This window comes from Pseudomonas sp. JUb52 (assembly GCF_004341115.1).
Classification (GTDB): Bacteria; Pseudomonadota; Gammaproteobacteria; order Pseudomonadales; family Pseudomonadaceae; genus Chryseomonas; species Chryseomonas oryzihabitans.
The window spans coordinates 53,846-65,607 of sequence record NZ_SLYS01000001.1 but is presented as its reverse complement, the minus strand read 5'-3'; the positions used below and the strand labels follow the sequence as shown (position 1 = coordinate 65,607).

General features: G+C 65.1%; 10 protein-coding genes. 3 read left to right on the top strand and 7 right to left on the bottom strand.

The features are described 5' to 3' along the window. Window positions 1–21 precede the first annotated feature (21 nt). Complete coding sequence (lexA, locus tag EC839_RS00295) at window positions 22–633, top strand: transcriptional repressor LexA (protein WP_007162389.1); 612 nt, start codon at window positions 22–24, stop codon at window positions 631–633. 181 nt (window positions 634–814) lie between these two features. Then, complete coding sequence (gene sulA, locus EC839_RS00290) at window positions 815–1,315, top strand: SOS-induced cell division inhibitor SulA (RefSeq protein WP_007162388.1); 501 nt, start codon at window positions 815–817, stop codon at window positions 1,313–1,315. A gap of 66 nt (window positions 1,316–1,381) precedes the next feature. On the opposite strand, the gene EC839_RS00285 is transcribed toward sulA, so the two are convergent. From EC839_RS00285 to fadB, 6 genes are all read right to left on the bottom strand, one after another. After that, window positions 1,382–1,618, bottom strand: a complete 237-nt coding sequence (locus tag EC839_RS00285; RefSeq protein ID WP_007162387.1) for a hypothetical protein — start codon at window positions 1,616–1,618, stop codon at window positions 1,382–1,384. A gap of 130 nt (window positions 1,619–1,748) precedes the next feature. Further along, window positions 1,749–2,267: a DUF6586 family protein gene (locus EC839_RS00280; protein WP_132831734.1), complete on the bottom strand. Its 519-nt coding sequence runs from the start codon at window positions 2,265–2,267 to the stop codon at window positions 1,749–1,751. A gap of 58 nt (window positions 2,268–2,325) precedes the next feature. Continuing rightward, entirely contained in the window at window positions 2,326–4,932 is a 2,607-nt protein-coding gene (topA, locus tag EC839_RS00275; RefSeq protein WP_132831733.1) for a type I DNA topoisomerase, read from the bottom strand. Between the two features lie 149 nt (window positions 4,933–5,081). After that, complete coding sequence (locus tag EC839_RS00270; protein ID WP_027598370.1) at window positions 5,082–5,333, bottom strand: DUF1653 domain-containing protein; 252 nt, start codon at window positions 5,331–5,333, stop codon at window positions 5,082–5,084. Window positions 5,334–5,405: 72 nt separating this feature from the next. Beyond that, window positions 5,406–6,584, bottom strand: coding sequence for an acetyl-CoA C-acyltransferase FadA (gene fadA / locus EC839_RS00265; RefSeq protein ID WP_132831732.1), 1,179 nt, complete (start codon window positions 6,582–6,584; stop codon window positions 5,406–5,408). A gap of 15 nt (window positions 6,585–6,599) precedes the next feature. Next, on the bottom strand, window positions 6,600–8,747 hold the full coding sequence (gene fadB / locus EC839_RS00260; RefSeq protein ID WP_132831731.1) for a fatty acid oxidation complex subunit alpha FadB: 2,148 nt from the start codon (window positions 8,745–8,747) through the stop codon (window positions 6,600–6,602). 503 nt (window positions 8,748–9,250) lie between these two features. On the opposite strand from fadB, the gene EC839_RS00255 reads away from it, so the two are divergent. Beyond that, window positions 9,251–9,691 carry a universal stress protein gene (locus tag EC839_RS00255; RefSeq protein ID WP_007162381.1) on the top strand — a complete coding sequence of 147 codons (441 nt, stop codon included), beginning with the start codon at window positions 9,251–9,253 and terminating at the stop codon, window positions 9,689–9,691. An 18-nt stretch (window positions 9,692–9,709) separates the two neighbouring features. Here the strand turns inward: EC839_RS00255 and EC839_RS00250 are convergent, their stop codons facing one another. Then, on the bottom strand, window positions 9,710–11,626 hold the full coding sequence (locus EC839_RS00250) for an ATP-binding cassette domain-containing protein (RefSeq protein ID WP_132831730.1): 1,917 nt from the start codon (window positions 11,624–11,626) through the stop codon (window positions 9,710–9,712). Window positions 11,627–11,762: the final 136 nt, after the last annotated feature.

Below are 11,762 nucleotides of genomic sequence, written 5' to 3'. Positions count from 1 at the left end.
TTAGACGACGCGACGTGCATCATGCTGAAACTGACACCGCGACAAGCCGAGATCCTGGCCTTCATCAAGCGTTGCCTCGAAGCCAATGGCTTTCCGCCTACCCGCGCGGAGATCGCGCAGGAGCTTGGTTTCAAATCGCCGAATGCGGCCGAGGAGCACCTCAAGGCCCTGGCCCGCAAGGGTGCCATCGAGATGACGCCGGGCGCCTCCCGGGGCATCCGCATCCCGGGTCTGGATACCTCGCGCAAGGCCGACGAGAGCCTGCCGGTCATCGGTCGGGTCGCCGCGGGCGCCCCCATCCTGGCCGAACAGAACGTCGAGGAAAACTGCGCCATCAACCCGGCCTTCTTCCAGCCGCGTGCCGACTACCTGCTCAAGGTCAAGGGCATGAGCATGAGAGACGTCGGCATCCTCGATGGCGACCTGCTGGCCGTCCATGTGACCCGTGAAGTGCACAACGGCCAGATCGTCGTGGCCCGGGTGGGCGACGAGGTCACCGTGAAGAGATTCAAGCGCTCGGGCAACCAGGTCACCCTGCTGGCGGAAAATCCCGAGTTCTCCCCTATCGAAGTCGATCTTTCCACCCAGGAATTCGCCATCGAAGGGTTAAGCGTTGGCGTCATCCGCCGCTAACGTCTAAGGCTGGCCCCCGGGCCAGCCGTTATCACGCCTTATGCCTTACGCCGAAGTCTTGATCGGGGGTATCTGTTCGCGCTCCGGAAAGCGCTCAAGACCAGGCTGAGCACAGTGACGTCATGTATCCGTGGTACATGATCTCGAGTGGATTTGATCGAGTCGCCTCCAGGAGGTCGCCATGCAATTTCCCCTGATGTTCGATGCGCCGCGCTCGTCGGTTCAAGAGCTGGATCTGGCACCGGAGTTCCTGCTGCAGGAGCTGACCGCCTTTCTGCCCAAGCCCGGCAAGCCGGCCCGGGAACTGCCCGCCGCTCCGCTGCCGGACACCTTCAGCGAGATGTCCCTGCACGGTAGCCAGGAACAGTGCCTGCAGTTGCTGGCGCCCATCCTGCGCCAGTTGAGCGACAAGGACGATGCCCGCTGGCTGACCCTGGTCACCCCGCCCTCGCTGCTTAGCAACGCCTGGTTGCGCAGCACCCACCTGAATCCGGAGCGCGTGCTCCTGCTGCAGACGCCGAGCGCTGCCAAGACGCTGCAACTGGCCTGCGAGGTGCTGCGCAAGGGGCAGAGCCATACGGTGATCAGCTGGCTGCACGACCTGAGCGATGCGGGCAAGCAGCAGCTGGCACGTGCCGCGGCCCAGGGCAACAGCCAGAGTCTGAACGTCAGATTCGCTTAGGAAGCAGGCGGCAGGACGGGGTGTGGCGGCGGCATTCCAGGGCGGAATGCCGGATCAGGCGGAAAATCAGTGCAGGACGCGCGGTTGATCGTCGCGCTGGAGGCTGTCGCCTTCGGCCAAGCGCCCGGCCATCTGCACACCCAGGTTGAACATGGCCTTGGCCACTTCTATCTGCTGTCCATGCAGGAAATCCTTGGCATCGCTGGAAAACTCCAGGGTAACGAGGGCTTCCTCGTCGTCCGCACGGCGCAACACGATGCGACCATCGGAGAGTTCAACGATTTCCAGGTAGGCAGTAGTCATTCAGTATCTCCACAGCTAAGCGGACAGTGTAACAGCGTGGGGTCTGAGAGGCTGACTTGCCCGAGCCTTTTTCGACGGTCTGCAAGGCCAGCATCCTGACAGCCTTGGATAGGTTGCTAGTGTAACGGGCCTACCACTCGGTCATGGCACCACGGAATCTGAGCGCGGTCTGCTTGAGGTTTTCACGCCAGGCTTCCACCTCTTCGAGACCCAACTCCGGCTCGGCCGGCTCCAGGCTGACCGCCTCGATCAGCGGCAGGGTCGGGTCCTGCTTGGGTCGCCGTGGTGCCTGGGGCGGTTGCAGCAGTCGCTGGTATTCGGCGATCAGTCGCGCCAGCCAGGTTTCGGGGTTACCAGCCAACTCGATCAACTCGCCCATTTCCGGACTGGGCGCTTCATTGAGCGCCTCGGGGGCGAGCAGAACCGCGAGAGAAGTGGCCTCCATGGTGGGATGGCGGTAAAAGCCCGCCACTTCCTGACAGAGTCCCAGCAAGGCGCCGTGCAGGTGAAACAGGCAGGCTTCCCGCTCGGCCATGATCCGGCCCTGGCTTTGCGCGGCGGGCGCAGCCTGAGCCAGGCGCCAGCTTTCCTGGGCCAGACCGGCGAAGTACAGCTTCTGGTTGGTGCGGGTATAACGCTCGTTGGCCATGCCCCTCTCCTTGAGCCGGCTCACGCCGGCCTCCTGTCTGCCGATAGCGCCAGAGGTCCTAGCGCTTTTCTTCCACCTGCCACTTCTTGCCATCGTAGAAGGCTTTCCAGCCGGTGGGCTTGCCCTCGACCTCGGTCTGCACGTACTGCTCCTTGGTCTTGCGGCTGAAGCGGATCACCGCCGGGCGGCCTTCGGAATCCTTCACCGGGGCACTGAGCAGATAATGGTACTTGGGATCGATCTCGTCGCGATGGGGCAGCAATTCGCTGACCAACGGCGCGCGAGTCTCGCGATTCTTCGGGAAGCCGCTGGCGGCCAGGAACAGGCCCGAAGCGCCATCGCGCAGCACATAGGTGTCGTCGACCTTCTCGCAACGCAGCTCGGGCATGGGCACGGCGTCCATCTTCGGCGGGGCCGGCTCGCCATTCTTGAGCAGCTTGCGGGTGTTCTTGCAGGCCGGATTGGTGCAGCCGAAGAACTTGCCGAAGCGCCCGGTCTTGAGCTGCATCTCGCTGCCGCACTTGTCGCATTCCAGCGACGGGCCCTCGTAGCCCTTGATGCGATAGCTGCCCTCTTCGATCTCGTAGCCCGGGCAGTCCGGGTTGTTGCCGCAGACGTGCAGCTTGCGGTGCTCGTCGATCAGATAGGCATCCATCGCGGTGCTGCAGATGGGGCAACGGTGCTTGCCGCGCAGGACCAGGGACTCGGATTCCCCCTCGTCGTCTTCGGCGATCTCGTCGCCCGGCACCAGGTTGATGGTGGCCTTGCAGCGTTCCTTGGGCGGCAGGGCATAGCCCGAGCAGCCGAGGAAGACCCCGGTGGACGCGGTGCGGATCATCATCGGCCGGCCGCAGACCTGGCAGGGAATGTCGGTCAGGGTGGGCTGGTTGGCCCTCATGCCCTTCTCGCCGGCCTCGGCGGTTTCCAGCTTCTGCTTGAAGTCGCCATAGAATTCGTCGAGCAGGTTCTTCCAGTCCCGCTCGCCCTGGGCAACGTTGTCCAGGTTGCCTTCCATGTTGGCGGTGAAGCTGAAGTCCATCAGGTTGGCAAAGCTTTCGTTGAGGCGATCGGTGACGATGTCGCCCATCTTCTCGGCATAGAAACGGCGGTTGTGCACCGTCACGTAGCCACGATCCTGGATGGTGGAAATGATGGCCGCGTAGGTGGAGGGTCGGCCGATGCCGCGCTTCTCCAGCTCCTTGACCAGGCTGGCTTCCGAGAAGCGGGCCGGCGGCTTGGTGAAGTGCTGGCTCGGGTCGAGCTTGACCAGGCCGAGGTCCTCGCCCTGCTTCATCTCGGGCAGGACGTCGTCGTCGCCCGGCTTGCTCTGTTGCGGCAGGACGCGGGTGTAGCCATCGAACTTGAGGATGCGACCGCGGGCACGCAGCTCGAAGTCACCCGCCGCGGCGGTCACCGTGGTGGACAGGTACTCGGCCGGCGGCATCTGGCAGGCCAGGAACTGGCGCCAGATCAGTTCGTACAGGCGCTCGGCATCACGCTCCATGGCCGACAGGCTGTTGGGCTTGACGTTGACATCGGACGGGCGGATGGCCTCGTGCGCTTCCTGGGCGCCTTCGCGGCTGCCGTAGACATTGGCCTTTTCCGGCAGGTACTGCTTGCCGAATTCGCTCTCGATGTAGCCGCGGGCCATGGCGATGGCATCGCCCGACAGGTTGGTCGAGTCGGTACGCATGTAGGTGATGTAGCCGGCCTCATAGAGACGCTGGGCCATCATCATGGTCTTCTTCACCCCGAAGCCCAGGCGATTGCTCGCCGCCTGCTGCAGGGTGGAGGTGATGAAGGGTGCCGAGGGCCGGCTGCTGGTCGGCTTGTCTTCGCGCTTGGCGATGCGATAGGCGGCCTTTTCCAGCTTGGTCAGGGCAGCCTTGGCCTGGGCTTCGTTCAGCGGCTTGAAGGCTTCGCCCTTCTCGCGCACCACTTCGAAACGCACCTGGGCCTTTTTCGGCGTGGCGAGGTCAGCGTGGATCTCCCAGTATTCCTCGGGGACGAAGGCGCGGATCTCGCGTTCGCGTTCCACCACCAGCTTGACCGCGACGGACTGCACCCGACCGGCGGACAGGCCACGGGCGATCTTCGACCATAGCAGCGGCGAGACCATGTAGCCGACCACGCGGTCGAGGAAGCGACGCGCCTGCTGGGCGTTGACGCGATTGATGTCCAGCTCGCCGGGCTGGGAGAAGGCTTCCTGGATGGCCTTCTTGGTGATCTCGTTGAAGACCACGCGCTTGTAGCGCGAGTCATCGCCACCGATGGCTTCCCGCAGGTGCCAGGCGATGGCCTCCCCTTCGCGGTCCAAGTCGGTTGCGAGATAGACGGTGTCGGCGTCCTTGGCCAGGCGGCGCAGCTCTTCGATCACCTTTTCCTTGCCGGGCAGGATCTCGTAGTGCGCCTTCCAGCCGTGCTCCGGATCGACGCCCATGCGGGCGAACAACTGGCGCCGGGCCTTTTCCTTGGGTGACAGCGCGGGCGCCTCGGCGGCGGTCTTGCGTGTCTTGGCGGCGGGCTCCTTGGCGGTGCCGGCGCCGCTGGTGGGAAGGTCGCGGATGTGGCCGATGCTCGACTTCACCACGTACTGGTTGCCCAGATACTTGTTGATGGTCTTGGCCTTGGCCGGGGATTCCACGATGACCAGCGATTTACCCATGGGAGAGTCAGATTCCTGCTTGAAAGCGATGAGCGAGCGAAAGGCGAGCGCCGGAACGGCGGATGGAGGACCAGAACGTCTTCAGTCTGGTGCGCCGGGGGCGGTCGGCCAACGCGGCACCGCTATATATAGTGGCGATATCGGCGAGGTCAAGGCTGCGGCGTGGCATCCAGACCCAAGGGATCGGCTTCGACGCTGATCAGCGCGAAGCGCGGCACCTGCTCGCCATCGACCTGGACGCTCTCGCGAAACATGCTCAGAGGCCGGGCCCAGAGTCCGTATTCGCCGTACAGCGCCTGATAGATGACCAGCTCTTCCTCGGTCTCCGAATGCCGGGCCACGCCCAGTACCCGATACTGCTGCCCCTTGTAGTGCCGGTAGAGTCCCGTCTGCAATGCCATGTTCCACCTCGAAAAAAGAAAACCGGGGCAGCCCTGGGGGCGCCCCGGTCGGATGACGCACGCTGCGGCGGATCAGCGCAGGCGTTCGAACACCGTGGTGATGCCCTGGCCGAGACCCACGCACATGGTGGCCAGGCCGAAGGTGCCGTCATTCTGTTTCATGACATTTAACAGCGTGCCTGAAATTCTGGCGCCAGAGCAACCGAAGGGGTGACCCAGGGCGATGGCACCGCCATGCAGGTTGACCTTTTCCTCCATCTTGTCGAGTACCTTGAGGTCCTTGAGCACTGGCAGGGCCTGGGCCGCGAAGGCTTCGTTGAGCTCGATGAAATCGATGTCGGCCATGGTCAGACCGGCGCGCTTGAGCGCCTTCTGCGAGGCCGGGACCGGACCGTAGCCCATGATCGCCGGATCGACGCCGGCCACGGCCATGGCGCGGATCCGGGCCAGCGGCTGCAGGCCGAGGTCCTGGGCGCGCTGGGCCGACATGACCAGCATGCAGGAGGCGCCGTCGGTGATCTGCGAGGAAGTGCCGGCGGTCACGGTACCGCCCTTGGGGTTGAAGGCCGGCTTCAGCGCCGCCAGCCCTTCGAGGGTGGTTTCCGGACGGATGGTCTCGTCATGGCTGAAGACCTTGAGGAAGCCGTTCTCGTCGTGACCTTCCAGGGGAATGATCTCGTCCTTGAACTTGCCTTTCTGGGTAGCCTTCCAGGCCAGCTGGTGGGAACGGTAGCCGAACTGGTCCTGAGCCTCGCGGGTGATGCCGTGCATCTTGCCCAGCATCTCGGCGGTCAGGCCCATCATGCCGGAGGCCTTGGCGGCATGCAGCGACAGCTGGGGATTCGGGTCGACGCCGTGCATCATGCCGACGTGGCCCATGTGCTCCACCCCGCCGACGACGAAGACGTCGCCGTTACCGGTCTGGATCGCCTGGGCGGCGGTGTGCAGGGCGCTCATGGAGGAGCCGCACAGGCGACTCACCGTCTGGGCGCCGCTGGTGTGCGGGATGCGGGTCAGCAGCGACGCCATGCGGGCGATGTTCCAGCCCTGCTCCAGGGTCTGGTTGACGCAGCCCCAGATCACGTCTTCCACCTCGGCCGGATTGACCTGGGGATTGCGGTCGAGGACCGCGTCGATCAGCCGCGCGGACAGGGTCTCGGCGCGGGTGTTGCGGTGCATGCCGCCCTTGGAACGCCCCATGGGCGTGCGGGCGAAGTCGACGATGACGACGTCTCTCGGATTCAGACTCATTTCTTTACTCCAGGCTCAACCGAAGAAGCGTTGGCCAGCGGCGGCCATTTCGCGGAGTTTGGGGGTCGGGTGGTACAGCGGCCCGAGGTCGGCGTACTTGTCGGCCATGGCGACGAATTCGGCCACGCCCAGGCTGTCGATGTAGCGCAGCGCGCCCCCACGGAAGGGTGGGAAGCCGATGCCGTAGATCAGGCCCATGTCGGCCTCGGCGGCGCTCTCGACGATGCCGTCTTCCAGGCAGCGCACGGCTTCCAGGCACAGCGGCACCATCATTCGCTCGACGATCTCCTCGTCGGTGAATTCACGCTGCTCGTAGGTGACCGGTGCCAGCACCTCGGCCACGGCCGGATCGGCGACCTTCTTCGGCTTACCCTTCTTGTCGGTCTCGTAGACATAGAAGCCCTTGCCGTTCTTCTGGCCCAAGCGCTGGGCTTCGTAGAGGGCGTCCACCGCGGTCTTGCGGCTTTCCTTCATGCGCTCGGGGAAGCCCTCGGCCATGACGTCGCGGGCGTGGTGTGCGGTATCCATGCCAACCACATCCATCAGGTAGGCCGGGCCCATGGGCCAGCCGAACTTCTCCATCAGCCGGTCGACGCGCTGGAAATCGGCGCCCTGGGCCAGCAGCGCGGCGAAGCCGCCGAAGTACGGGAAGAGGATGCGGTTGACCAGGAAGCCGGGGCAGTCATTGACCACGATGGGGTTCTTGCCCATCTGGCGGGCATAGGCCACGGTGGTGGCGATGGCCTTTTCGCTGGTCTTCTCGCCGCGGATCACCTCGACCAGGGGCATCATGTGCACCGGGTTGAAGAAGTGCATGCCGCAGAAGTTTTCCGGACGCTTGAGCGCCTGGGCCAGCAGGCTGATGGAGATGGTGGAGGTGTTGGAAGTGAGGATGGCGTCCTCGCGCACCTGACCTTCCACTTCCGCCAGCACGGCCTGCTTGACCCTGGGATTCTCGACCACGGCCTCGACCACCAGGTCGACGCTCTTGAAGTCGCCATAGGACAGCGTCGGACGGATGCGATTGAGCGCCTCGGCCATCTTCACCGGCTCCAGGCGGCCCTTCTCGACGCGCTTGTTGAGCAGCTTGCTGGCTTCGCTCAGACCCAGTTCCAGGGCTTCGTCGCGAATGTCCTTCATCAGGATCGGCGTGCCCTTGAGCGCGGACTGGTAAGCGATGCCGCCGCCCATGATGCCGGCGCCCAGCACGCTGGTCAGCTTGACCGGCGCGGCCTGCTTTTCCAGCACCTTGGCCTTGCGCTTGAGCGCCTGGTCATTGAGGAACAGGCCGACCAGGCTGGCGGAGACCGAGGTCTGGGCCATCTTGGCGAAACCGGCGCCTTCCACTTCCAGCGCCTTGTCGCGGCCGTAGTTGGCGGACTTCTGGATGGCCTTGATGGCCTCCAGCGGTGCCGGATAGTGCGGACCGGCCTGGCTGGCGACGAAGCCCTTGGCCGACTCGAAGGCCATCATGGCTTCGATGGCATTGAGCTGCAGCTTTTCCAGCTTGGGCTTGCGCTTGGCGCGGTAGTCCAGCTCGCCGGCGGCGGCGCGGCGGACCAGGTCCAGGGCGGCGTCGAACAGGTGCTCGGGGGCGACCACGGCATCGGCCACGCCAACCTTGAGGGCGGTGGCGGCGTCGTTTTCCTTGCCGGACGCGATCCACTCGATGGCGTTGTCGCTGCCGATCAGACGCGGCAGGCGGACGGTGCCACCCCAGCCCGGATAGATGCCCAGCTTGACTTCCGGCAGGCCGATGCGCGCCGCGGTGCTCAGCACCCGGTAGTCGGCGGCCAGGGTCATCTCGCAACCGCCACCCAGGGCGATGCCGCCCACGGCGGCCACGGTGGGCACCGGCAGGTCTTCGAAATCGTTGAAGATACGGTTGATCTCGGCGATACCGGCCTGCAGCTCTTCGATCGGCCGGCCGAACATCTCGACGAATTCGGTGATGTCGGCGCCGACGATGAAGACGTCCTTGCCGCTGGTGACGATGACGCCGCGCAGGCCGGCGTGGGCTTTCAGGGCATCCACGGCCTGGCGGAATTCGCGCAGGGTGATGGCGCTGAACTTGTTGACCGATTCGCCTTGGAGGTCGAAGCGAAGTTCGGCGATGCCGTCCTCCACGTCGCGCACCGAAAGGGCTTTGCCTTCGAAAATCATCAGCGGGTCTCCCTTGAGTCCTGGTCGCGAAGCGGGCGGCGGCTTGGGTGGAAGCCGAGAATCGCCAGCCTCGATATTGTTCTGTGGAGGGCACCGGCCGGGCCGGGGCGAAAATTCATACAACCGTTTGAACGGCTCGCACAACCTTCTGGCAAAAGCGGGCGCTTGTCAATTGGGACGCACGGGGAAAGCGCGACCGGGGGTTCGCGTGGCGGGCGCTTGAGCTTGGCGCGCTTCTGTGCAAGATAGCCGTGGAGCTATCCCCGACTCCTGGAGTCGAAACTACAAGTGGGCCGGGGCTTGGCTGAAAAGTCGCCGAACGAAGGTCGGACAAGGCGAAAATCGGCGAGGAAGCGGAGTTTACGAAGGGTAAATGAGCATTCCGAGCTGATTTTCAGCGCCGCATGACCGAGTGCAGGCACTTTTCCGCCATTGCCCAGAGCCTGCGAATCGAGCGTCAGCCACGGTACGGTCTGGCGCCCCATCATGAAGGAGAGATGTGTATGGCCTACCAACACATATTGGTTGCCGTCGACCTGACCGAAGATTGCCAGCCGGTGATCCGTCGCGCCGTGGCCCTGGGTCAGTGCTGTGGCAGCAAGGTGTCGCTGGTGCACGTGGTCGAGCCCATGGCCATGGCCTTTGGCGGTGACGTGCCCATGGATCTGTCGTCGCTGCAGCAGCAGCAGATCGAGCAGGCCCGCGAGCGACTGGATGGCTTCACCACCCAGTACGCCGAGCTGGCCGGCAATTGCGTGCTGGCCTATGGGCAGCCGCGCCAGGAGATCCACCGCATGGCCAAGGAGCAGGGCTGCGACCTGATCGTCGTCGGCAGCCATGGTCGTCACGGCCTGGCGCTGCTGCTGGGCTCGACGTCCAACGACCTGCTGCACGGCGCACCCTGCGATACCCTGGCGGTGGCCCTGAAGAAAGACAAGGCCTGATGCCGCGGCCGTGCTGGATTACTCCAGTTCGGCCCAGCGCTCGATGAGGCGATCCAGCTCGGCCTGCAGCGCGTCCATGCGGGCGAGCTTGGCCTGGGTGACCTCGTTCGGCAGCTGGTAGAAGCCCGGATCGGCAATGGCGGTCTGCAGGGCCTCCAGCTCGATCTCCGCGGTTTCGATGGCGCCCGGCAGGGCGTCCAGCTCGCGCTGCTCCTTGTAGCTGAGCTTGCGCTTGGCCGGTGCGGCTGCGGCGACCACCGGGGCCGCCGCGGGTGCGGGCTCGGCCTTGGCAGCTGCTGGCGCCGGCTTGCTGTCCTCGCGGGTCTGCACGCCCAACAGGCGCGGCGAGCCGCCCTGGCGCAGCCAGTCCTGGTAGCCACCGACGTATTCCCGGACCCGCCCTTCCCCTTCGAACACCAGGGTGCTGGTCACCACGTTGTCGAGGAAGGCCCGGTCGTGGCTGACCATCAGTACGGTGCCCTCGAAACTCAGCAGCACCTCTTCCAGCAGCTCCAGGGTCTCGACGTCGAGGTCGTTGGTGGGTTCGTCCAGCACCAGCAGGTTTGCCGGCTTGCTGAACAGCTTGGCCAGCAGCAGGCGCGCGCGCTCGCCGCCCGACAGCGCCTTGACCGGCGTGCGGGCACGCTGGGGGCTGAACAGGAAGTCGCCCAGGTAGCTCAGCACATGGCGATCCTGGCCGTTGATGGTGATGAATTCACGACCCTCGGCGAGGTTGTCGATGACGGTCTTTTCCGGTTCCAGTTGCAGGCGCAGCTGGTCGAAGTAGGCGATTTCCAGCTTGGTGCCGTACTGGATCTTGCCGGCGGTGGGCTGCAGGTCACCCAGCAGCAGCTTGAGCAGGGTGGTCTTACCGGAGCCATTGGGGCCGAGCAGGCCGATGCGATCGCCGCGCTGGATCAGCAGGGTCAGGTCGCGGATCAGCGGCTCGCCGCCGGGATGGGCATAGCTCATGTGCTCGGCGAGGATGACCTGCTTGCCGGACTTGTCGGCCGTTTCAAGCAGCAGATTGGCCTTGCCCTGGCGTTCGCGGCGCTCGCTGCGTTCGTTGCGCATGGCCTTGAGCGCGCGGACCCGACCTTCGTTGCGGGTACGGCGGGCCTTGATGCCCTGGCGGATCCAGACCTCTTCCTGGGCCAGGCGCTTGTCGAACAGGGCGTTGGCGGTCTCTTCGGCCGCCAGCTGCTGCTCCTTGTGCACCAGGAAGCTGGCGTAGTCGCCCTGCCAGTCGATCAGGTTGCCGCGATCCAGTTCGAGGATGCGGGTCGCCAGGGCCTGGAGGAAGGCACGGTCGTGGGTGATGAACAGCACGGCGCCGGGATAGCCGCGCAGGGCGTCTTCCAGCCAGGCGATGGCGCCGATGTCCAGGTGGTTGGTGGGTTCGTCGAGCAGCAGCAGATCCGGCTCGGCCACCAGCGCCTGGGCCAGCAGCACGCGCCGCCGCCAGCCACCGGACAGTTCGGCGAGAGTCTTCTCGGCCGGCAGCTGCAGCCGGCTCAGGGTGCTTTCCACCAATTGCTGCAGGCGCCAGCCGTCGCGGGCTTCCAGCTCCTGCTGGACGTGCATGAGCCGCTCCATGTCCAGTTCGCCGCTGGTGTCCTGGGTCAGGTGGTGGTACTCGGCGAGCAACTCGCCGACGCCGGCCAGGCCCGCGGCCACCACGTCGAACACCGAGCGGTCGTCGGCGCGCGGCAATTCCTGCGGCAGTTCGCCGATCTTCAGCGCCGGGGCGCGCCAGACCTCGCCGTCGTCGGCCTGCTGCTCGCCCTTGACGATGCGCAGCAGGCTGGATTTACCGGTGCCGTTGCGGCCGATGATGCATACCCGCTCGCCCCGTTCGATCTGCCAGGACACCCCGTCCAGCAAGGGGGTGACGCCAAAGGCCAGGGATACGTTGGTGAACTTGAGCAGCGCCATGGGTTTCTCCGCGAAAAAGGCCAGCCAGTCTAGCAGAGACGCCTACCCCGGCGCCGGTCGGTGCGAGCCGGCGAAACGCCCGGACCGCCCGACGGCAGGCCATGGCCGATGCTTTCGCCGCCTGGCGCCGGCACGT

What these genes read in the sequence shown, in the direction of transcription:
- lexA (WP_007162389.1), top strand. Translation starts at nt 22, where the DNA reads ATGCTGAAACTGACACCGCGACAAGCCGAGATCCTGGCCTTCATCAAG.
- sulA (WP_007162388.1), top strand. Translation starts at nt 815, where the DNA reads ATGCAATTTCCCCTGATGTTCGATGCGCCGCGCTCGTCGGTTCAAGAG.
- EC839_RS00285 (WP_007162387.1), bottom strand. Translation starts at nt 1,618, where the DNA reads ATGACTACTGCCTACCTGGAAATCGTTGAACTCTCCGATGGTCGCATC.
- EC839_RS00280 (WP_132831734.1), bottom strand. Translation starts at nt 2,267, where the DNA reads ATGGCCAACGAGCGTTATACCCGCACCAACCAGAAGCTGTACTTCGCC.
- topA (WP_132831733.1), bottom strand. Translation starts at nt 4,932, where the DNA reads ATGGGTAAATCGCTGGTCATCGTGGAATCCCCGGCCAAGGCCAAGACC.
- EC839_RS00270 (WP_027598370.1), bottom strand. Translation starts at nt 5,333, where the DNA reads ATGGCATTGCAGACGGGACTCTACCGGCACTACAAGGGGCAGCAGTAT.
- fadA (WP_132831732.1), bottom strand. Translation starts at nt 6,584, where the DNA reads ATGAGTCTGAATCCGAGAGACGTCGTCATCGTCGACTTCGCCCGCACG.
- fadB (WP_132831731.1), bottom strand. Translation starts at nt 8,747, where the DNA reads ATGATTTTCGAAGGCAAAGCCCTTTCGGTGCGCGACGTGGAGGACGGC.
- EC839_RS00255 (WP_007162381.1), top strand. Translation starts at nt 9,251, where the DNA reads ATGGCCTACCAACACATATTGGTTGCCGTCGACCTGACCGAAGATTGC.
- EC839_RS00250 (WP_132831730.1), bottom strand. Translation starts at nt 11,626, where the DNA reads ATGGCGCTGCTCAAGTTCACCAACGTATCCCTGGCCTTTGGCGTCACC.